The 22,011-nt window shown below is 33.5% G+C and carries 23 protein-coding genes, 1 tRNA gene and 1 pseudogene; 19 read left to right on the top strand and 6 right to left on the bottom strand.

The window, feature by feature from the left end:
- Window positions 1-2 precede the first annotated feature (2 nt).
- Both KDN24_RS08730 and KDN24_RS08735 read left to right on the top strand, forming a co-directional pair.
- Window positions 3-707: a hypothetical protein gene (locus KDN24_RS08730; protein WP_409974480.1), complete on the top strand. Its 705-nt coding sequence runs from the start codon at window positions 3-5 to the stop codon at window positions 705-707.
- A 65-nt stretch (window positions 708-772) separates the two neighbouring features.
- Window positions 773-845 (top strand) — tRNA-Val (locus KDN24_RS08735).
- A gap of 119 nt (window positions 846-964) precedes the next feature.
- Here KDN24_RS08735 and KDN24_RS08740 read toward each other — a convergent pair.
- Window positions 965-1,345 carry a tyrosine-type recombinase/integrase gene (locus tag KDN24_RS08740; RefSeq protein ID WP_491348382.1) on the bottom strand — a complete coding sequence of 127 codons (381 nt, stop codon included), beginning with the start codon at window positions 1,343-1,345 and terminating at the stop codon, window positions 965-967.
- A gap of 50 nt (window positions 1,346-1,395) precedes the next feature.
- On the bottom strand, window positions 1,396-1,620 hold the full coding sequence (locus KDN24_RS08745; protein WP_409974481.1) for a hypothetical protein: 225 nt from the start codon (window positions 1,618-1,620) through the stop codon (window positions 1,396-1,398).
- A 251-nt stretch (window positions 1,621-1,871) separates the two neighbouring features.
- Between KDN24_RS08745 and KDN24_RS08750 the strand changes: the two genes are divergently transcribed.
- The 3 genes from KDN24_RS08750 to KDN24_RS08760 all read left to right on the top strand — a co-directional run bounded on the left by KDN24_RS08750 (window position 1,872) and on the right by KDN24_RS08760 (window position 5,302).
- A complete protein-coding gene (locus KDN24_RS08750) occupies window positions 1,872-2,519 on the top strand; it encodes a hypothetical protein (protein WP_409974482.1) in 648 nt (215 codons plus the stop codon).
- Window positions 2,520-3,568: 1,049 nt separating this feature from the next.
- Window positions 3,569-4,429 carry an alpha/beta fold hydrolase gene (locus tag KDN24_RS08755; RefSeq protein WP_409974483.1) on the top strand — a complete coding sequence of 287 codons (861 nt, stop codon included), beginning with the start codon at window positions 3,569-3,571 and terminating at the stop codon, window positions 4,427-4,429.
- Between the two features lie 315 nt (window positions 4,430-4,744).
- Window positions 4,745-5,302 carry a hypothetical protein gene (locus KDN24_RS08760; RefSeq protein WP_409974484.1) on the top strand — a complete coding sequence of 186 codons (558 nt, stop codon included), beginning with the start codon at window positions 4,745-4,747 and terminating at the stop codon, window positions 5,300-5,302.
- A gap of 164 nt (window positions 5,303-5,466) precedes the next feature.
- On the opposite strand, the gene KDN24_RS08765 is transcribed toward KDN24_RS08760, so the two are convergent.
- Window positions 5,467-5,811: a hypothetical protein gene (locus KDN24_RS08765; protein WP_409974485.1), complete on the bottom strand. Its 345-nt coding sequence runs from the start codon at window positions 5,809-5,811 to the stop codon at window positions 5,467-5,469.
- A gap of 213 nt (window positions 5,812-6,024) precedes the next feature.
- Between KDN24_RS08765 and KDN24_RS08770 the strand changes: the two genes are divergently transcribed.
- Together KDN24_RS08770 and KDN24_RS08775 are read left to right on the top strand one after the other, a co-directional pair.
- Complete coding sequence (locus KDN24_RS08770) at window positions 6,025-6,645, top strand: TetR/AcrR family transcriptional regulator (RefSeq protein WP_409974486.1); 621 nt, start codon at window positions 6,025-6,027, stop codon at window positions 6,643-6,645.
- 139 nt (window positions 6,646-6,784) lie between these two features.
- Window positions 6,785-8,317, top strand: coding sequence for a DHA2 family efflux MFS transporter permease subunit (locus KDN24_RS08775; protein WP_409974487.1), 1,533 nt, complete (start codon window positions 6,785-6,787; stop codon window positions 8,315-8,317).
- A gap of 665 nt (window positions 8,318-8,982) precedes the next feature.
- On the opposite strand, the gene KDN24_RS08780 is transcribed toward KDN24_RS08775, so the two are convergent.
- Window positions 8,983-9,063, bottom strand: coding sequence for a hypothetical protein (locus tag KDN24_RS08780; RefSeq protein ID WP_409974888.1), 81 nt, complete (start codon window positions 9,061-9,063; stop codon window positions 8,983-8,985).
- A gap of 445 nt (window positions 9,064-9,508) precedes the next feature.
- Here KDN24_RS08780 and KDN24_RS08785 point away from each other — a divergent pair, with 445 nt between their 5' ends.
- Window positions 9,509-10,273: a hypothetical protein gene (locus tag KDN24_RS08785; RefSeq protein WP_491348383.1), complete on the top strand. Its 765-nt coding sequence runs from the start codon at window positions 9,509-9,511 to the stop codon at window positions 10,271-10,273.
- 779 nt (window positions 10,274-11,052) lie between these two features.
- Here the strand turns inward: KDN24_RS08785 and KDN24_RS08790 are convergent.
- A complete protein-coding gene (locus KDN24_RS08790) occupies window positions 11,053-11,157 on the bottom strand; it encodes an IS3 family transposase (RefSeq protein WP_409974489.1) in 105 nt (34 codons plus the stop codon).
- Between the two features lie 126 nt (window positions 11,158-11,283).
- On the opposite strand from KDN24_RS08790, the pseudogene KDN24_RS08795 reads away from it, so the two are divergent.
- From KDN24_RS08795 to KDN24_RS08810, 4 genes and pseudogenes are all read left to right on the top strand, one after another.
- Window positions 11,284-11,786, top strand: a pseudogene (locus KDN24_RS08795) (TIGR00366 family protein).
- Window positions 11,787-11,869: 83 nt separating this feature from the next.
- Window positions 11,870-12,112 (top strand): GntR family transcriptional regulator, encoded by a 243-nt coding sequence (locus KDN24_RS08800; RefSeq protein ID WP_409974490.1) that lies wholly within the window; start codon window positions 11,870-11,872, stop codon window positions 12,110-12,112.
- 131 nt (window positions 12,113-12,243) lie between these two features.
- Complete coding sequence (locus KDN24_RS08805) at window positions 12,244-12,495, top strand: FCD domain-containing protein (RefSeq protein ID WP_491348384.1); 252 nt, start codon at window positions 12,244-12,246, stop codon at window positions 12,493-12,495.
- 21 nt (window positions 12,496-12,516) lie between these two features.
- The gene (locus KDN24_RS08810; protein WP_409974491.1) at window positions 12,517-13,377 is read left to right on the top strand and encodes a fumarylacetoacetate hydrolase family protein; all 861 of its coding nucleotides are present in this window, start codon (window positions 12,517-12,519) and stop codon (window positions 13,375-13,377) included.
- A gap of 449 nt (window positions 13,378-13,826) precedes the next feature.
- Here KDN24_RS08810 and KDN24_RS08815 read toward each other — a convergent pair whose 3' ends face one another.
- The gene (locus tag KDN24_RS08815) at window positions 13,827-13,961 is read right to left on the bottom strand and encodes a hypothetical protein (protein ID WP_409974492.1); all 135 of its coding nucleotides are present in this window, start codon (window positions 13,959-13,961) and stop codon (window positions 13,827-13,829) included.
- 466 nt (window positions 13,962-14,427) lie between these two features.
- Here KDN24_RS08815 and KDN24_RS08820 point away from each other — a divergent pair, with 466 nt between their 5' ends.
- The 7 genes from KDN24_RS08820 (at window position 14,428) to KDN24_RS08850 (ending at window position 21,871) form a co-directional block, all read left to right on the top strand.
- Window positions 14,428-14,892, top strand: coding sequence for an NUDIX domain-containing protein (locus KDN24_RS08820; protein WP_409974493.1), 465 nt, complete (start codon window positions 14,428-14,430; stop codon window positions 14,890-14,892).
- A 460-nt stretch (window positions 14,893-15,352) separates the two neighbouring features.
- Window positions 15,353-16,561: a chromate transporter gene (locus KDN24_RS08825; protein ID WP_409974494.1), complete on the top strand. Its 1,209-nt coding sequence runs from the start codon at window positions 15,353-15,355 to the stop codon at window positions 16,559-16,561.
- Between the two features lie 237 nt (window positions 16,562-16,798).
- On the top strand, window positions 16,799-18,328 hold the full coding sequence (locus KDN24_RS08830) for an MDR family MFS transporter (protein WP_409974495.1): 1,530 nt from the start codon (window positions 16,799-16,801) through the stop codon (window positions 18,326-18,328).
- Between the two features lie 135 nt (window positions 18,329-18,463).
- A complete protein-coding gene (locus tag KDN24_RS08835) occupies window positions 18,464-19,393 on the top strand; it encodes a stalk domain-containing protein (protein WP_409974496.1) in 930 nt (309 codons plus the stop codon).
- A gap of 68 nt (window positions 19,394-19,461) precedes the next feature.
- Window positions 19,462-20,013 carry a cysteine hydrolase family protein gene (locus tag KDN24_RS08840; RefSeq protein WP_409974497.1) on the top strand — a complete coding sequence of 184 codons (552 nt, stop codon included), beginning with the start codon at window positions 19,462-19,464 and terminating at the stop codon, window positions 20,011-20,013.
- Window positions 20,014-20,148: 135 nt separating this feature from the next.
- Window positions 20,149-20,856 (top strand): MOSC domain-containing protein, encoded by a 708-nt coding sequence (locus tag KDN24_RS08845; protein ID WP_409974498.1) that lies wholly within the window; start codon window positions 20,149-20,151, stop codon window positions 20,854-20,856.
- Between the two features lie 370 nt (window positions 20,857-21,226).
- Window positions 21,227-21,871, top strand: a complete 645-nt coding sequence (locus KDN24_RS08850) for a glycosyltransferase (protein WP_409974499.1) — start codon at window positions 21,227-21,229, stop codon at window positions 21,869-21,871.
- The last annotated feature ends 140 nt before the right edge of the window (window positions 21,872-22,011 follow it).

Below are 22,011 nucleotides of genomic sequence, written 5' to 3' on the forward strand. Positions count from 1 at the left end.
AATTGCCAGCGCTTATTCGATATCAGACGATAAGTTTTATTCGTTCAATGACATTTATTCCACCGGTATTTATTTATTTGGCATGGATATTTATTTTGTATGCCTATAAAAATACTCCGATCTTAAGTAGTTATGGTGTTTCATCCATTGCCCTTTATTTTTGTATGACATGGATGATGATGGCTATAGGCTCTTTAGAAACAGAAAGTGAGAAGCATATATTGTTCACACATTTAGCAGGAAAGAAAAAATACTTGATTGGTAAATGGCTTACGGCGTTTATCTGTATGCTCCCCCTAGCCTTGTTTGCCATCCTATATCCACTTGCAGCTGGAAGCTTTCATGGGGAAATGACTGCGGGATTATTAACGATGGCCATTTATAGCCATTCGGTTTTTGCGATCTTCGGAATAATTGTTGGAACATTGTTTACCGTAACGACGCTTGCCATGAAAAAATATGCGTGGTTGTCTGCAGTATTTGTACTTGTTGTTTCACTAGCAGCAAAACCACTAGTTGAGGCAATTTCCGTCTTAAAGTGGCTCATATGGATTTTCCCGCCCATATTTAGAGTGATCGGGTATATGGGAGATGAGGATATTATCATAGTCGACCAAGGCTTTATGATTGACCTCCTATTAGTGGTTTTATATTTAACCGTTTTTTTAGGATTATCTATCTTTCTATTTATAAAAAAGGAAAGGTAGCATATTGACTTTTTGTTGTAAATATTATATATTAATTATTGTCTTTACTAATGTTTACAATAATCGATTCCGTAGCTCAGCTGGGAGAGCGCTACCTTGACAGGGTAGAGGTCGCTGGTTCAAGCCCAGTCGGAATCATTGGGTGCCAAACCCGTAGGAACCCTTCGGAACAAAGGGTTCCCGTAAAAAGACTGTCTCAGCCGGGGCGGTCTTTTTTTTTCATGGTTTTTGCTAAAAGTGACCAACGAGTGACCAATTCAAAGTAATTCATCAAATACATCACTTGCCTTCTCATCATCTTTTTCAGTTACGTGGGAATATGTGTTTAATGTTGTTTTGATATTTTTATGACCCAGACGCTTTTGAACAATCTTCATATTGACTCCCTCACTCAATATATATGATGCTGACGAATGCCGAAGATCATGGAACCTAATTCTTTTAATCTTCTTTTCATTACGGATCATAAATCGATTCCAAAATTGGGTAACTGTATCGGGTCTATAAGGAGTTCCGTCATCATTTGAAAATAATAAAATTACTTCCTTACCTTCTTTATCTTTAACCTCTTTCCAATTCTCACCCATCTCCATTTTCACATTTAACTTTTTAATATAAATTGCATGCAGTTTATCCATAATTTTTTTAGGGAGAGTAACTGTTCTTTCATCCTCTGTTTTAGTTCCCTTTAGTACTCACCCATCCCGCTTAGTAAATTGTAAGGAACGTTTAATTTAACAAATACTCTACCTAGAATCCTCCGTTGTAATTTTTTAAGCTCTTTCTTCTCTTCGTTCTCCTTATTTGCTTCTTCGGTGTTGCCCTTTTTTATTTCATCCAGTGAGCAATCAACTTTGATAAAAATATCCAACGTAGGATCGTAAAGCCACTTTTTCTTTTCTCTAATTTCCAAAAAAATATCACACTCCTTCACATATTAATTTAGCTTTATAAGCAAGGAGTCCTTACTGCAACATAATAAAAAATTTTAGAAATGCAAGTAATCTTGTATTGTGAATTAATTCATTTTAATTTCCAAAGGTTTTTAGAGTTTAATATATACCAAAAAACTACAAAAATTGCTAATTTAATTACAAAATTAGGAAAGTATGTTATCCTAATAAAGGAGAGTGATAGATAAGAAATAGTTAAGGGGAGGAAATAATGAAAAAAATTTTATCTTTATTACTAACACTTGTATTAATTTTATCTGTAGCTGTCCCGTTTGGTTCAGCTCAAAGTAATCAGCCAGAAGATGGCTATACTTTCTCTCAAGAAGAAATTGATCAAATAATAGCTACCTTAGAAAATGAAGAAGTAAGAAAAGAAATAGAAGATGGACTTCTTTTACAACCCTATATCAATACAAGTGGTACTATTATTGAATTTGATGATGTAAAGGCTTTAGAAGATGGATTAGATCCATCACTTGTTCAGAAGGTTAAAGAAGATTATGATCGAGCTAATGAAATTTTAGCAGAACAACAGCCCCAATTTTCTACGATGGCAGCAACGTTAAGTTCTTGTGGAGGGGCAACCTATTTCGATGGAAATTGGTTTGGTGGTATAATCTACCTTGATTCATGTGATGCAAATAGAGCCGCTGCTATTGTGGCTGGCGGTGGTTCAATAACCGCTCTTGTTGCATTACTTCCAGGGGGAGCTGCAGTAGCTGGTATTGCTGTTGCAGTATTTGGGTTAGGTGCAGCATTAATACTTTACAATAACGCTGAGAATACTGGAGTCAAGATTAATGTTGTAAAAAATATAGCTAACGGTGATTACGTACCGTATTGGATAAGACCACAATAATCTTAATAGGCGATTGTTCTGTTCTCCAGCAGCGCTATCAACATATTAAAAAAACTGTGATTTTACCCAATATAGATTAATTTTATCTTTTGTTGAGGAAAAGCACAATAATAAAAAAAGAGGTGATTAAAAAAATGAAGATATTGAAACTTTTATTAGTGTTGGCTTGTATTGCTGGCATTGCGATCAGTATGTACATATACTTCAACCCGGTACAATCATCTGTTCAATCTTTATTATTAATCACATCAGTATTATTTTTTCTAATATTATTTTTAATAATATTGATATTCAAAAAATCAAGAAGTAATTGAAACAAATTTTTTTGTTCCAACAGTAAATCATCACTCTCCCAGATTATTAAAATAAAAGGAGTCCAGTTTGATTAGATTCCTTTTATTTTTAGATACAGTCAAGAAAATGAGCTTACCGTTGTAAATCTAATTTTTCCTTCTTATCGTAATCTTTGTGAAGTTTTAAATGTAAAATAACCATCGACGATAATTGATTTTCTTCATAAATTGAGAGCTAGGGGATATATAAATTGGCTGGAAGGACAACTTAGAACTCTTCAAGTAATTAAAACCGCCTCATGAGAGACGGCATAATTAGGAAAAGCTTTATGTCACCGAGTGACCAAAAAGTGACCAACGAGTGACTAAAAGTGACAAAAGATAATTTTTAATGAATACGAATGACATTTTTCAAAACGTTAAACCTTGTTGAATCAACGTTTTGACATAGTGTGATACTTCTTGATAGTGCGATATTCGTCTTTGACAGGGTAGAGGTCGCTGGTTCAAGCCCAGTCAGAATCATTGGGTGCCAAACCCGTAGGAACCCTTCGGAACAAAGGGTTCCCTTATAAAAGACCGTCTCTTCGGAGGCGGTCTTTTTCTATGTTTGGTTTGTTCTCTTTCATTAAATTACACATTTATTATTTTATGTTTTCTAAGTAAGGGGAGATTAGTTGAAGAAGGATTCCTTCTAATATATGGAGAATTATTTGTTAATAGCAAAATTAAAGGATGGATATAAGAGAGGACTATATGAGTATATACAAAACACAATCTGGAAGAGAAATGTCACTAAAGCTTTATGATGCCCAATTGAAGAAATTGGAATATTCATGTAAGGATGTTTACGTTCATACTCGTTTTGGAAGAACACATATCGTTGAAACTGGCAATCTATCGGGAGAACCATTGTTAGTATTTCATGGTGGGAATAGTACGACTGCCTATAATTTACTAATGTACAGATTCCTGCTTAAGGATTTTCACATCTATGCCGTTGATATTATTGGCCACCCTGGAAAAAGTGATGAAGTTAATCTCTCTCATAGCAATTATGATTATGGAAAGTGGGCAAGTGATGTTATTTCAGGGCTTGGATTTGATAAAATAGCATGTTTTGGGGTTTCGTTTGGAGGCGGAGTTTTGGCAAAACTGATGTGTATCTCACCGGAAACAGTAAAAAAATCCGTATTAATTGTGCCATCAGGTATTAACAATGCCTTTCCAATCAGTACTGTGAAAATGATGATACCACTACTCAAATATAAACTAACAAAGAAAGAAAAATATATAAAAGAAACAGCTTTATTTATGTCTATTAAAGAAGAAATTCTTGATAAAGATACTTTGGATATGGTGAAAGATAGTTTTGAACATGTAAAAACAAAAGTAGGGATGCCGTCCAATGTGAGCGAAAAATTAATGCAACATTGTAAAGCACCGACACTTATTATGGCAGGTGAAAAAGACTGTTTATTTCCATCGAAAAAAGTATTACCAAGAGCAAAAAGAATCATACCAAATAACACGGTTCATATGCTAAAAGGGTGCGGACACATGCATATGATGTCAGAACGAGAAAAGAAAATGATCGTTGATTTCTTAAGTACTTAGTAACTTTAAAGTACTTTAAAAAATAATAATGTTGTTTAATTCTTATTGAACGAACGGGGGCTATTCTTCAAGAAGTAGAATAGCTCTTTCTTATTGAAGTAAAGGTTTGTTGAAGAAGAATATAAAAATCTATATGCAAAGTAATAGAATTTAAGGTAAATAATATTAAATACTGAAGTAAAGGAGATTGATTTTATGAAATCATTATCTAATTTTCTTCAATTTATTTTTCCGATTTTAGCAATAAAATCGTGGATTGTAGGGAATCAGAATGGGATATTCTGTTAAAATATGTTACAAAGGGGGGTGTCGCATATGCGAAGAATAAAAGGAAAGAGATATTTATATTTTATCTTGTTAATTCTAACAGTAGCACTAACAGCTTGTACATCTACATCAAGCCCACCAAGCCCACCAAGCCCTGATTTCAAGCTGTATGAAGGAAACTCTTTAAGAATAGCAGTTGTTGGAGAACCACCAAAGGTAAAAGAGAAACAAGTGAGATTTACAGAAATTTCATTTGATGAGATGACAAGTGAAGAACTCAAGTCTTATGATGCTGTCTTTATTACAGAAAATAACCTTTTTGAAGCCGCTGAAAAGAATTATGCAGATGTTTATTTAAATTCAACTATTCCATTCTTTTTTATAGGAACCTATAATTTTGTTCCTTTTACTGAAAGAGATTTAGAGTACGACAAGTCTTGGAATTGGGCTACTGGTGATAGTTATGCTGTTGGTGTTCTTGTATCACAAGAAGATGATACATTAAAACATTGGGGATATGGTTTATATAATGAAGAAAAGACTGATGAAAATATTGAAGATGTTTATTCAAGAATTTTCAAGACAATTGATGAACTAAATCATTAAAATGTAAAAAGGAGCATGATTAAAATGCTCCTTTTTTAACGTCATAATAGTTGGTAATTAAGTTGTTACCAATTAAAACTAAACCTTTTAGGCTCCGCTCTTGCATGGCGAAATGCCTTGTCCTTCAAATGAGGACTTTAATATTCTGACGTTATACTTGGCACTTATTTACTCGTAAACCCTTTACCGACAACTGTTTCCTTATCCAAATCAACAAAAACCGTAAGTCTGCCAGTAGAATCAGTCTCAGTATTATTAAATGTAACAGCATAAACTTGGTCTTTGTCATAATTCTTGTCAATAAAGGAATTATTTTCATTATTATTAACTGTTATTTTTTCTACGATTGAATCTTTCGGACTTGCAGGAATTAAATCTTTTTCTTCATCTGTAAGACTATTGAATGCAATCAATTCAATCGAAACACTATCCTTTGATGGAATTAAATTACAACCCATTACACTCGCAGATAAAACAATCAATATTGAAATAAATACTAACTTTCTCAAAAATACTTACCTCCTTTTAATATTTGACGAATATACTTGATGCTTTGTTTCTTAATATGCTTTTCCTGTTTGACAACTTAATATATATAAAAATACATGTATTATATGTGACACACTGTCATCTTTTTTATTGACATATGACGGTGTGTCACATATAATTCATTTATTATTTTTTATGACACATTGTCACTTTTTGAGGTTGGAGGACTATATATGCCAAAACAAACATTTTTTCATTTGCCTAAAGATAAACGAGACACTCTAATTCAAGCTGCTAAAAAGGAATTTTCCAGGGTCCCTTTACACGAAGCATCAATCGCTAATATTATCATAGATGCGGGAATCCCAAGAGGAAGTTTTTATCAATATTTTGAGGGGAAAGAGGATCTATATTATTATCTGTTAGACCAGCTTTCTCAGAAAAATAATGACCGATTTGTTAAGGCCTTAAAAGAGAACAATGGAGATCTATTTAAAGCTTGTATTGATTCATTTCAATATATGATTCAGAATCACAAAAATCAAGAACACAAGAATTTTTTTAAGAATACTTTTTTAAATATGAATTATAAAATGGAAAATACATTAGCAAATAATATTTATGAAGAAAATCGGAAAAATCAGCATTTATCTATAATTCGCTTAATAAATACAAAAAACTTAAAGATTAAAGATGAACGGGAACTTCAGCATGTTATAAAGATTATGGTATCTGTAACTTTTCAAAACCTTGTTCAAATATTCGTTAAGGATTTAACAGATGAAGAAGCTTTAAAAAATTATATTGAGCAATTGGAACTACTTAAAAGAGGATTATATAAGGAAGAGCACTAATGAATTCCCTTAAAGCAGTCAAAAAAGAAAGTATCCTCTTGGGGAATATTATTAAAAATTTCCAAAACAAGGTATTGACGCATAGATATGCAAACGGCCTAAAATGATCGAAAAAATTATAACAAGGAGAAAACAATATATGAATTCAACATTGCAACAAAGAAAACCACCGTATTTTATGCTTGTAATTCTTTTTGTTGGAGCATTTGTATCTTTTTTAAATAACTCGCTTTTAAATGTAGCCTTACCGTCTATGATGGTTGATTTAGGGATTAAAGATTATTCAACGATTCAGTGGCTTGCGACAGGCTATATGCTTGTTAGTGGTATTTTAATTCCGGCATCGGCATTTTTATTAACACGGTTCTCGAATAGAAGTTTATTTATTACATCCATGGTCATTTTCACTTTAGGTACTGCCTTAGCAGCCTTTGCACCAAATTTTGGATTATTACTTACAGGAAGGATGGTTCAGGCAGCAGGTTCTTCGGTAATGGGTCCTTTGTTAATGAATATTATGCTAATAAGCTTTCCGCGAGAAAAACGCGGAACAGTAATGGGGATTTTCGGATTAGTTATGATTACAGCCCCAGCAATCGGGCCAACATTATCAGGCTATATTGTAGAATATTATGACTGGCGTTTGCTTTTCGAAATGATTTTACCGTTAGCGGTTATTAGCTTGCTATTAGGGATTTGGAAATCAGAGAATGTCATGGAACAAAATAAAAATGCCCAACTTGATTATTTTTCAGTGGTCTTATCATCCATCGGATTTGGCGGACTGCTGTACGGCTTTAGTGCCGCAAGCTCAGACGGCTGGACAGACAAAATTGTTTTAACCACGTTAATCGTCGGTGCTATTGCCCTCACAGTCTTTATCGTTCGTCAATTAAGAATGGATGAGCCATTATTAGATTTACGTGTTTACAAGTATCCAATGTTTGCACTTGCGTCTGTAATAGCAATTGTCAACGCGGTAGCTATGTTTTCCGGTATGATTTTAACACCTGCATATGTACAAAGCGTCCGTGGTATTTCACCGCTGGATTCAGGGCTAATCATGTTGCCGGGTGCAATCATAATGGGGGTTATGTCACCAATTACAGGTAAACTCTTTGATAAATATGGACCACGAATTCTTGGTGTAACAGGGCTTACCATTACAGCCATTTCAACTTATATGTTGGCGCATCTGCAAATTGACTCTAGTCACACCTATATTATCCTTGTTTACACTCTTCGTATGTTTGGGATGGCAATGGTGATGATGCCAATTATGACAAATGGCCTTAATCAGCTGCCAAATCACTTAAATCCGCACGGTACGGCTATTAACAATACAGCTCAACAAGTATCCGGTTCGATTGGTACAGCTGTTCTCATTACGATTATGAATTCCGTGACAAAAACAAAAGCTGAAAGTTTATTGACTGGTGTGGATCCAACAACGATTACAACAGCTTCAAAAGCATTATTAACTCAGAAAGCATTATTAACTCAGAAAGCATTATTAGCCGGAATTCAATATTCATTCTATGTAGCGCTTGGCATTAATATTGTCGCACTACTATTAGTTTTCTTCGTTAAACGTGTGGATGTAAGTAAGGAACCAGACAGTATGTTAAAGCAGCAAGGGAAAACCACAATTAAACTCGTGAAAAATAATTAAAAGGATATGTCCTTACAATTTAGATTTTAATTTTGAAGAAATTTCAGTAATAAATGGGATGAAAATAGCTTCTAAAATTATTTCTAAAAAAAAAGCTAACACTTATGCTTTTGAAACAAAAGTGTTAGCTATTATTAAAATGAAGGGGCACGAAGATGTTGGATGAACCACATATGCACCTGGCTAGTTGTTGGCAAAATTGGTCAACAACTATAATTTTTGTTCAGTTTAAATCATACCGATATTCTATGAGATTTATTACATCAAGGTTTCAACATTGTTAGTCATATTGGTTCTGACTCGGTTATCTACCTGACAGGATAGAAGTCGCTAGTTCAAGTCCAGTCGGAATCATTGGGTGTCAAACCCGTAGGAACCATTCGGAACAAAGGGTTCCTATACAAAAGACCATCTCTTCGGAGGCGGTCTTTTTCTATGTTTGGTTTGTTCTCTTTCATTAAATTGCACTTAAGGTCTAATTCGCTCAATAATTTTAATTTTCATTAGTAAAAACTTTAAATCTCACTGGTTTATTTTCTAGTATATTTTTCCAAAATGCAGAAATTTCATCAATTAAGCTAGATGAAGTTTTCATATACTTTCACTCCTATTTAAGAAAAAATCTATAATCTGTTTAAATTCATCCCATTCTGTTCTTTTATTAGCTAATCTTTTATTCCAGAATCTGTTATAGAATAGCATTTTCTTTTGATACTTCCTTGAGAATTATCCCACCAAGACTTAATGAATCCATTTTGTTCTAATCTTTTTCTTTTATTAAAAAGATACCTTTAGTATTCCATTAAGATTTCTTTAGACAGTATATAACCGTATGGCTCCTTAGATATAATCGATAATAATATAGTATCGATATAACCTTTTAAAATCTCTCTATCAAATTCCAATAATTTAATCCTATACTTTTTTATTTAATAATAACAGATGAGGCTGGGACATAACTAATTTTCCACTGCGTAAAACCGAATGATATATTGAGAAACAACGTACAAAGAAAGTAAAAACCGAACTATTACGAAGTACTTAATTGTAGCTTCGTAAAATAGTTCGGTTTTTTATTGGCTAAAATACTTTTGTCCCAGCCTCATTTCCTCTATTTTTGTATTTTTGTAAATTTTTATGTTATAATAAAAATGAAATAGAAAAATATTGTAAAAATGGAGGTAATAACCAATGAAAAAAACATTTTTAGGTTTAATGATTGGAATGTTGCTTGTGTTTTCTCTTCCAATACTAGTAGGAGCTGCTAGCGAAAAGACTATGAACGAAAAAGAGATTTTAATGGATTATTTAAAAGCTGTAAAAAATGAAAATATTGATAAAGTAATAGAGCTTGTAAATGATAGTCGTTATGAATCTATTGATCAACAAAAGGTAGAATACCAGTATTTCCTCAGTAAAGATAAACTTGAAGAATTTACAATTATTGAAAGTAAAAGTAACAATGAATTTATAGTTCTACTACATTTTGAAAATGGTGAGATTACACAAGCACCATTTAAAATTATTTCAAATAAAGTAGATATCAACCCTAACTCGCTAGATAATAGCGACTATGAAGTTATTAAAGAAGGTATAGACATTTCAATAAGACCTATGCATACTTTAGTTGACTGGAATTTTTCTGGTGCTAGGGGTGGGAGTGAATTTTACTCAATTGGCAAATTTGATATAGTTGGTACTTCTGTTGTAGAGTTACTCCTTACACAATACACTGATACTTCTAAAGTACCAGCCATTACTTATTCAATTGTTGATAAAAGACTTTTTGGTGATGATATATGGGGAAGTGGATATGTAAGTGGCACATATAAAAGTGCGCATTCTACATTCATTACAGGGAAAAATAGCTCATTTAAAGGAGCACAAGTGAGATTTAATATAAGTCCTATTGATAACATATCAGCTCATTATGGTATTGGTAGTGTATTAAAATAACATAACTGATTAAACCCTAGTGGCACAACTCCCTAGGGTTTAATTTTTAACTAGATACTTAAATCGAAGAAGACATGCAAACCTACATTTTAAATTATTTGTACCATTTTCCCTATGTTAAAATGGGTGAAAAAGGTTATCAAATTTTTTTATGGGACTCCAGTAAAAAGGCAGTTTAATATACTAGTTAATAATGAGAGGGTGAATTGATATAGTGGAATGGCTGATAAAGTCTCTTTTTTTTGACTATGTTTAAAGCAGTTTTTCACAAAATTAAATTATATCCATGTATGAATTCTCTTAAGTGAATAAACTATTAGTGAATAGATTATTGTAGATTACTTACTAATAAGAGGCTACAAGATAAACCAAAACGATTTTATATGAATCGAAACATATGATTCTATTAAATATATATCTAAAGAACCAAAACTCAAAGGACTTCATGTTACTCTTTCACTTACAAAAAATCAAGATGAGCATAAAGAATCTATGAAAGTTATTAAAGAATTTTTTATAAGATAAGTCTTTTGATTATTAGAGATGGAAGGGAATCTTGATGAATGTCAATTAGAGTAAAGTAAAATGAATGGAATAAAGTCCAAAATGAGGAAGTTAAAGAGATATTTATTGGATAGACTAGGTACTATAGTTGAACACAGAGTTTAAAAATAGTGTTCAAATAAGGACTGGATTGTCAACATTAAACTAGACAACTTTTTTAAGGTGTTCAAGTTTGTAATCAATTGGACTTACATAACCAAGCGTCACATGAATTCTTATGTGATTAACCAGTGGACATAGTCATGTAATTCCCTTATCAATTCTTCTAAACTATCAAATTGCTGATCTTTCACAAACTCTGTTTTAATGATTTTGAACATTGCTGCAGCTACCGCATTGTCATAAGGTAGCCCTTTTGTTCATCTGATTAGTTGTCTTTTTCCATAAAAGAACCAGAGTTTTGATTATGACTCACCCACTTATCTAGCGAAGAAGGAGTACTGTTAGTGATTGGATTAGGTTTAGTATTATATAGGGGAGTTAGGTTACATTTGGATGAAATTAGTAAATCGGTTAAATTTGTGGTACCTTTATTAATTGGTTATCCTTTTTATGGAGCTATCCAAAGTATGATGGCCACATCTGGAATTGGAGAATATTTAACTGAATTTTTTACATCAATAGCAACTGCAGAGGCACTCCCATTATTAACTTATATTGCGGCAGGTTCATTAAACCTTTTATTCCCTCTGCTGGTGGACAAATTATTATCCAAGGATCAATATTCCTCCCTATTGCCGAGCAACTTGGAGTTTCACAAGGTCTAGTCGCAATGGCAATTACGTATGGTGATACGTGGACAAACTTACTTCAACCATTCTGGGCATTATCTGCCCTAGCTTTAACTGGATTAGGTATTCGTCATATTATGGGATACTGTATCATCGCCATGTTAGTCAGTGGTATTGTAACAGGTAGTTTACTGTTCTTACTGCCTCTAATTCTTTAATAGAAAGACATCAAGCATTTTCATATAAAGAATTAAACTGATGTCTAAGGAGAGAGCGTTTTGAAACAGTTTCAAACAAAGAAATGATTTATCAGACGTTAAAACAGAAAATCTATGATGGAAAGTATAAACCCGGAGAAAAGTTAGTTATCGCTAGATTAGCAAAGGATTTTGAATGTAGTGATATTCCTGTCCGTGAAGCTCTAAATTTATTAGAATCCGAAAAGTTAATTTTATTCAAACCTCATATCGGTGCCATCGTTAGTCCTTTATCATTGGAAGAAATTAAAGAAATATTTGGTGTCCGAGTCATTTTAGAAGGCTAAGCAGCATCTTTGGCTACATTTAATTTGACCGGACATGACATGATCAACTTAGAAAATATCTTAAAAGAAGCTGATAGAGCATACGAAGAAAAAATTATGAGAAATATAGCGAATTAAATTCTGATTTTCATATGTCCATTTATAAAAAAAGCGAAAATAATCTACTAATTTCGCTCATAGTAGACTTATGGAAAAATGCGAATCGATATGATTCTGTATTCGATAGAAATGACGCATACATTCAGAAATCGACTGAAGAGCACTATGCCATTTTAAAGTTATTAAAAGAAAAAGATAGTCTAGGTGTTCAACAAAAAGTTTCTGTTCATAAGGAGAGAGTAGGTCATGAAATTATTAATCTTTCGAGAAAATATATCGATTAAACATTAAAAGGAGTATGAATTTTGAAATATATTTCCTTCTTTAAGAAAAATCTGGATAAAATTACAAATGTAGGATTTTTTAAAAATGATCATGAAATATATGACTTGACGCCAATTTTTTCAGCTATAACTTCCCTCATTGAGAAAGAAAACAGGGAGGAGCTCATTTTAAATCATATATCAAATTTAGAAGTCTTATCATTAGATGATATTGAATTATGTGCACCTATCCCGAATCCGAGACGCAATATTTTTTGTGTAGGCTGGAACTATCTCGAACATTTTGAAGAGCGTCATAATCAAGAGATTGAATTACCAGAAAAACCAACATTTTTTACTAAACCAACTACTACAATAGCTGGTCCTTATGAAGATATACCTTTGATAAATACTTTCACTTCCAAGCTAGACTATGAGGCAGAATTAGCGGTTATTATTGGAAAAAAAGGACGAGATATTAGTACAGAAGATGCGCTAAATTATGTGTTTGGATATATGTGTGCAAATGATATTTCTGCACGAGATGTTCAATTCGAACATGGAGGACAGTGGTTTAAAGGCAAAAGCATGGATAAATCTTGCCCGATCGGTCCTTATTTGGTCTCTGCAAACGAGATTAAAAATCCTCAGAAATTAGACATTTCCTGTGAGGTAAATGGGGAAACCGTACAATCAAGTAATACAGGGCTAATGAACTTTTCTGTAGCTCAAATTATATCGGAACTTTCTCAAGGTCTCACCCTATTACCAGGCGACATCATTTTAACAGGAACACCTAGTGGAATCGGTTCAAAAAGAAATCCACCATTATTTTTAAAGCCTAATGATAAAGTAACAGTCAAAATTTCAGAGCTTGGGCAAATTAGTAACATCATTAAATAAAATAAATGATTTACTCCATTTTATGTAAGCGTCCAATAGCCCCCATCTTTGTGCAGATGGGGGCTATTTGATGTTTTTGATAGATGGTTAGAAGAATTATAGATGTATTCTTAATCATAGTAATCGTTTAACCCTTATTCCAATCGAATTCACAGACCTTCTCTGATAAGTTGTTGGAGTGGTTGTATAGAAGAGTGTGCCTCTTCATTTTAAAAAAGCGATATGGTGATTTTCTTCAAACCCCTTATCACCTTTTTCCAGTCAGTTTAAGTTCTCGAGTTCTACTACAATTGAAGAGGAAAGGAATGCTCTTTAAGAATATTGATTTCGTTTGTGTATAATTATAATATTGAATTAACAATTAGTTAATTATTGGATTTTCTATTGAGTTTTCTAGATTATCTCCGATTATGAGAAAAAGCGCTAAAAAATCTAGCGCTTCAGTCATATTAAGGAGCAGAACAAGTTAGTGGATGAGTAAAATTAGTACCACAAGCAGATGCTTCAGTTGTAAAAGCAGGAGTTGCCGAAATAGATATTACGAAACCAAAAGCTATGGCAAAATAAAGTAATTTCTTTTTCATAGATACACCACCTTTCCATTTATAAGTACATTATATCAAATTTTGGAAGTTGACAAACTTTTATATTTCTAAAAAATCTGACAATAACTTATTTTATTCGACAAATTAATTACTAGTTTAATTAAAACGATTTCATATTTTTTGGAATTATATGAATATTAGCTGAATAAAAATGATTTATAATGGAGAATTCGCAACGAAAAATGAGAGTTTAGCTAGTAATAAGGGGAATTATATAGCTCGATTAACGCCTCGACGCAAGTATTGCTGACAAGCAGTGGTTAATGGGCCGAAATATTCAACCGTCTTTTCTGGAGAGTTTGTTACAAACGTTTTTTATAATTATGATACTGAACAAAAATTAGGAGAAAGTTTGTTAACAATAAAAAAAGTGAAATGGCAGATTTTTATTTTGATAACTATAAAGAATTCCTAGAAAAATTACAAGAATAGAGGAGGCTTCCTAATGGGGGTTAGAAATTCAGCAAAAGCTGTTATTGTACAGGAGGGAAAGCTATTAGCAATAAAGAAGCAGGATAAAGAGGGGTTTTACTATGTTCTACCAGGTGGAGGCCAAGAACATGGGGAGAACTTGCATGAAGCCTTAAAAAGGGAATGTGTAGAAGAAATAAATGTAGAGGTTGAGATCGGTGAATTAATGTTTATTCGAGAATATATTGGTCAAAATCATGAACATGCTGCATTTGATTCAGATGTACATCGAACGGAGTTTATGTTTTTATGTGAGATTAAAGCTGGCCATACAGATGTAGGAAATGGAACGGTTCCTGATGATGGCCAAATTGGTGTTGAGTGGATTCCCTTAACAGATTTACTAGATTATCGATTGTATCCACAAACAATGCGTAAGTATGTGATTGACTATTTTTTAGGGAAAAAGAGACCGACTTATTTAGGAGATATAAATTAAATAATTTTAAAAACGGCACCATCAATCATTATTTTTTGTAACTCATTGATGGTGCCGTTTTAATGTCTACCACATTAATTTAATAGCTCAAATGGCCGTTAGCCATTTTTATTCATTTGGGGAAATCTCAATTCTGTCAAATCCTAAATTTCCTATTAGTTTCTAGTTTTCAAATGTATATTCCATTTTCACACCCCAATATAGACAAATGCTAGGCCGCCATAGGAAAATGGCCATTTTCCATTTCCCACGCTGCTAAGCCAAATCAAATACAAATCCGATATCATTCTTCCTCATTCACTCCTTTTCTATCTCATTATTGTGAAGGTTTGTTAAAGTTTGATTAAGATTACGAAAAGTATTAAATTATAGCCGTCATTATATGGTATTATCGATATTCAAAGAATTTAAAGATGAAGTCATTGCCACTTTCATATAAAAATTTTAGAGGAGTAAATAAATGGGGAAAGAGGTATTAGTCGAGGCTAAAGAAAAAAGTTACATAAAATCTTTAGTTGAAATATTATTTGTATCGATGAGACTTGGATTTACTTCTTTTGGGGGGCCAATCGCTCATTTAGGCTATTTTCATGATGAATATATTCGAAGAAGGAAATGGATGGATGAAAAAAGCTATGCAGATTTAGTTGCGTTATGTCAATTTCTTCCCGGTCCAGCAAGCAGCCAAGTCGGGATTGGAATTGGAGTTATTCGTGCAGGTGTATTAGGTGGAATCGTATCATTCCTAGGATTTACGCTGCCATCTGTCATAGCATTAATCCTTTTCGCCTTAATATTTCAAGGTTTAGATGTCGGAGAAGCTGGCTGGATTCACGGGTTAAAAATTGTAGCTGTAGTAGTTGTTGCTCATGCCATAATGGGAATGGCCGAAAAGCTGACACCCGATTTAAAAAGAAAAGCAATCGCTCTAATAGCATTAGTGGGCACATTATTATGGCAAACAGCATATATTCAAATAGGGATGATTCTATTATCAGGTTTACTTGGTTTTCTTATTTATAGAAAGCATACAGAAAATGATGATGGTAAAGTCTATTTTCCAATCTCGCATCGATTCGCTATCATTTGTTTAACATTATTTTTTGGTTTACTCATTTTACTTCCTATTTTAAGAGAAGTTACATCCTTTAGTTGGATTGCATTATTTGATAGTTTTTATCGATCTGGTTCACTCGTGTTTGGTGGTGGACATGTCGTATTGCCATTACTTGAGCGTGAATTTGTACCGACTGGCTGGATAAGTAAAGAAATGTTTCTTGCTGGGTATGGAGCGACTCAAGCAGTTCCTGGTCCATTATTTACATTTGCTGCATATTTAGGGACAGTCATGAATGGTTGGGTAGGTGGACTAGTAGCAACCGTCGCGATATTCTTACCAGCTTTTTTATTAGTTTTAGGGACACTTCCATTTTGGGAGCGCCTTCGTCGTAATCCTAAAATTAAGGGGGCGATAATGGGGGTAAATGCTGCAGTAGTTGGAATATTAATTTCTGCATTTTATTACCCGATTTGGACGAGTTCAATATTGGAGCCAATTGATTTTGCTTTTGCTGCGATATTATTTAGCATGCTTGTTTTTGGGAAGTTGCCACCATGGATGATAGTGCTGACAGGTGCAATTGGTGGGGCATTACTAAAATTTATATAAAAAATGATCTTACATTGAAAAATGTCCGAGTAGTTTGAATCGGGCATTTTTTTGTTTTATATTCATAAAGTTTGTAAGAAAAAAAACCATTTCTTCCATATATAATGTATGAATTTACCCTTAAATGGAATATTTCTACTAAGTACTTATTTATTGCAATCCTTAAATTCATAGGTTATTATATTTTTTATGCAAAAATTAGTGGGAATTTTGTTTAACCATTTGAGGAGGGCATCTATGGATCAATCCATAAAAAAGAATAATCGTCCACGATACGGGATATTAACAGTCCTGATGATTGGGGCCTTTATTACATTTTTAAATAACACTTTATTAAATATTGCACTGCCATCAATTATGGTTGATTTAAAAATTGAACCTTCAACAGTGCAATGGTTGACAACAGGGTTTATGCTTGTAAATGGAGTCTTAATTCCAGCAACTGCATATTTAATTCAAAAATTTTCTGTACGACATCTATTTTTAATCGCGATGAGCTTATTTACAATTGGAACCGTTTTGGCAGGATTTGCACACGTATTTCCAGTTTTATTAATCGGGCGAATGGTTCAAGCTTCTGGTTCTGCCATCATGATGCCGCTTTTAATGAATGTTATGTTAGTAAGCTTTCCCGTAGAAAAACGGGGAGCGGCGATGGGTGTATTTGGATTGATTTTAATGTCTGCACCAGCTATTGGACCAACCTTATCAGGTTGGATTATCGAACATTATGACTGGAGAATGCTTTTCCATTTTATCACACCAATCGCCATTATCGTCTTATTAATTGGCTTTTTCTTACTTAAAGATAAAAAGGAAAAAGTTAATGTTTCTCTTGATCTATTCTCGCTTCTTTTATCAAGCTTAGGTTTTGGAGGATTGCTTTATGGGTTTAGTTCAGCAGGTAGTAAAGGCTGGGATAGCCCATATGTTTATGGAAGTTTAATTATTGGGGTTATAGCTTTAGTATGGTTTATTTTACGCCAAATCAAATTGGAGCAACCAATGTTAAACTTTAAAGTTTATAAATACCCAATGTTTGCTTTAGCTTCTGCCATTACGATGGTCATAAATATGTCCATGTTCTCTGGCATGTTATTAATCCCGATCTATGTTCAAACAATTCGCGGGATATCACCGATGGATGCAGGGCTAATGATGCTGCCGGGAGCTATTCTCATGTCCATAATGTCACCCATTACTGGTAAGCTTTTTGATAAGTTTGGTGGTCGTATATTAGCTATTACTGGCTTAACCATTACAACCATTACTACTTATTATTTCAGCAAACTGACAATGGATACTACTTATACTCATTTGGTTGTTTTAAACTCAATTCGAATGTTTGGAATGTCGATGGTCATGATGCCTGTTTCAACAAATGGGTTAAATCAATTGCCTACACGTTTCTATCCACATGGTACAGCCATGAATAATACATTAAACCAAGTAGCAGGTGCAATTGGTACGGCTTTATTAGTAACGCTCATGTCTAATCGAACTGCCACACATGCAGCTGAAATGGCTCAAGCAGCCATGAAGAATGCTACTGCACAGCCAACGGAAGCAGCACTGGCTGAAATGAAGCAGCTAATTGAAATGAAAGCCATGTTAGCGGGAATCAATGATGCATTCTTAGCTGCTACTCTCATTTCTGTCATTGCCATCATCCTTTCGCTCTTTATAAAACGTGCTAAACAAGCAGAGGATCCTGTTGAAGAAAAACAACAAGATAAGGACATCAGAACGGAACTGGCAAAAAATTAATGATAATGAATTATGCTTGAAAAAATGAGAGACTGACAAAAGCTGAGGAGAGTTGCTTTACGTCAGTCTTTTTTTTGTGTAACTTTTCTGATGGTTTTTCGTCCATTTGATTGAAGTCGAAAGGAGCTGGAAAAATTGAAAAATATTGGACTGTTATCAACGGCATTATTATTAACAAGTGGAATTATCCTAACACCATTAGTATCGGCAAAGGAAAAAGTAGTTCAAAATGTTGAAAGTGAACAACAACTTATTGAGGATGTGGAAACAACGGATTATTTGAAATATACTGGATCAATTAAGGAAATTACAAAAGATGAGAAAAGATGGACGGTTTCGATTGGGGATGAGAACGGTATTATTGCTGTATTGCTATTAGATAAAGAATCTTTACTATTCCATAGTGGAACAGGTGAGCAACTGAAGGATACTGATTTGAAAATTGGTTCAACACTTGATGCCTATTATGATAAAAATAAACCTATGCTCCTTATTTATCCTCCACAGTTGGCACCAGATTTTATTATCATTAATGATGAAGAGGTAAAAGGAAATGTGAAAGTAAGTAAATTTGATGAAAACAATTTGAGTCTAGATGGACAATTGAAATTAAATATTAGTAAAGATACGATTCTTGAAAATCAGCTAGGCGAATCTATAGAAGAAGCTAAATTGTCAAGCAAAGAACTAATTGTTTTCTATTCAGCGACAACGAGAAGTATTCCAGCTCAGACAAGTCCGGTAAAAATTATCGCTATTGATAAAATAGCTGCTGTGAAAGAGAAGATTCGGGTAATAATTAAAAATGATCATATTATGAAAAATGGCGAAAAAATGATTCCTCTTAGACAAGTGGCTGAAGTATTGGGCTATCAAGTGCAAACTGAATCAAAAACTTCAGAAATTTATGTGACGAAACAAAACTTATCATTTTCGCTCAAAAGTGGGGAAAAAGTATACGGTTTTAATCGCAGCATCGGTCAGTTTAAAGTAGCACCTTTTTTGAAAAATAATGAATTATACGTACCAGAAGCATTTGTTGAACAATTATTGGAAAATAGTTAAAAATTTGGTATAACTAAAAATAGGAGCAACATTTTGAAAGATGGTAGAATGATAGAAGGAGCCAAAAAATGGATAAAAAAGCATTGCTTAATGTTGACTACACAGTAGATTTCGTGGCATCGGATGGTGCATTAACTTGTGGTGAGCCTGGTCAAGTATTAGAACAGAGAATAACGCAAATAACGAAAAGTTTTATTGAAAATGGTGATTTTACTGTTTTTGCGATTGATGTTCATGAAAAAGGAGACAAGTATCATCCAGAAACGAAATTATTTCCTCCACATAATATTCGCAACACAAATGGCAGAGATTTATTTGGAACATTGCAACATGTGTATGAAATGAATAAAGAAACAGAACATGTGTATTACATGGATAAAACAAGATATTCCGCCTTTGCTGGAACCGATCTCGAAATAAAATTACGTGAACGAGGAATTGTGGAGGTCCATATTGTAGGAGTTTGCACGGATATTTGTGTACTTCATACAGCAGTTGATGCCTACAATAAGGGGTTTAAGATCGTCATTTATAAAGATGCTGTCGCTTCATTTAATCAAGCTGGTCATGATTGGGCACTTAGTCATTTTGAACATACACTAGGAGCAACGGTTGTTTAATAATCAATTTTTGATAGATACAAATTGTAAACCCTTGAAATGATAGGCAAACTCAAGGGTTTTTTTATCGAACTTCGGAAATTTAACAAAAAAGATTAATTTTGTTAAATGGATTGACGCAGGGGGCTTAAAAGAATGGACGCTTTACTAAAAAAAATATTTGTTGGTGTACCTAAAACAGTAGGAAGCAAAGAGGCGAAAGATCCGATGGATAGGGAATGGAGAAGTGGGATTTTTAAAGAACCTATTCAAGGGAATATTTGGGTTGGGAAGACGAATGTAGCAGGGGATGGACAAGCAGATTTAAAACATCATGGTGGTCCTGAAAAGGCGGTATTTTCATACCCAAATGAACATTATGCATATTGGCAAAACGAATTAAATCACCCGCATATTACAGCTGGTGGCATGGGTGAAAATTTTTTAATGGAAAACATGACTGAAGAAATGATCTCAATCGGCGATACGTTTCAAATCGGAGAAGCGATTATTCAAGTATCTCAGCCTAGACAGCCATGCTGGAAGCCCGCTAGACGATTCAAAATGAAAGAACTGGCATTACTTCTACAAAATACAGGAAGAACAGGATGGTATTTCCGAGTACTTCAAGAAGGATTTGTTGAAGAAGGGCAGAAGTTTACACTACTTGAACGACCTTTTTCAAAATGGACGATCGAAAAATGCAATCAAATTATGCATATGGAAAAAGATAATCTCGAAGAAGCAAGAGAGCTTGCAAATTGTGAACTTTTAGCTATTAATTGGAAAACAACTTTACACAACCGTGTTGAAAAAGGGGAAATATCTAATATTCGTAATCGAATTATTGGGCCAAATGAATAAGTTTTTCAACTTAGAAAAAACCTGCTATTAAATTAGCGGGTTTTTTCTTGGCTAAGTAAAAATGAGCTGTTAATTATTTTTTGCGCTGAGTTGATTGGAGTGGAAGACGCGAAGACTCCTGTGGGAAAAGCGGACAGGTGAGACCCCGCAGTAGCGTTAGTGACGAGGAGACTTACCGTTTGCCTCACGGAAAGCGAAGCGTCTGGAACGGAAATCAACGGACAGGTTAATAAGATCATACAACAATAAAGAGAGTTCTCCTAAAAGTTATGCTTTTGGGACACCCTCTATTTAAAATTTTCGTTCGTATATAAAGTAAAAAAAAATGAATAATAATTGTTGAAGTAAATATATGTAAAGGGGTTAAAAAATGATAAAAAGAACCATTATGTTCATATTGATTTCTTCACTTATTGTCATGAGCACACCTTTGATGGCAAAGGCTGAAGGAGAAAATGCAAAAGAGCCGAGTATAACCGCTACACATTGTAATTTAAAAAGTGATTTCCAAAAGCTTTGGATTGAACATGCTTGGTGGACAAGAAACTTTATCATTAGTAGCTTAGCAGGAATCGAGGATCAAAATCATGTATTAAACAGACTATTGCAAAATCAAGTGGATATCGGAAATATGATTAAGCCTTATTATGGGGACGAAGCGGGGAATAAACTTGCAGCCCTTTTAAAAGAACATATTTTGATTGCCGGTAAGATTGTTGAAGCAGCAAAAAAAGGTGATAAAGTGAGTATAGAGAAATTGAATAAAAATTGGCATCGTAATGCTGATGCCATCGTTTCCTTTTTAGCAGCAGCAAATCCAAATTGGAGCAAAAAAGAACTTACAGATATGTTCTATACTCATTTAAAATTTATCATAGATCAGGTAGTTGCAAGGCTTAATAAAGATTGGGTAAATGAAATTAGAGTCGTCGATCAAAATGAAAATCACCTCATTAAATTAGCTAATATCTTAACAGATGGAATTGTAAAGCAATTTCCTGAGAAGTTTAAATAAACAATTTATGTAGCGGCGCCTGAACATGGCGTCGCTTTTCCTATTTAATAATATAGATAGCTTTATTAACAAATAATCTGTAAAATTTAGAATAAATATACACTTGCTTAATATTATTCTATTAATTTACAGTACAATTG

It is taken from the genome of Cytobacillus sp. Bva_UNVM-123 (assembly GCF_046351715.2).
Lineage (GTDB): Bacteria > Bacillota > Bacilli > Bacillales > Cytobacillaceae > Cytobacillus.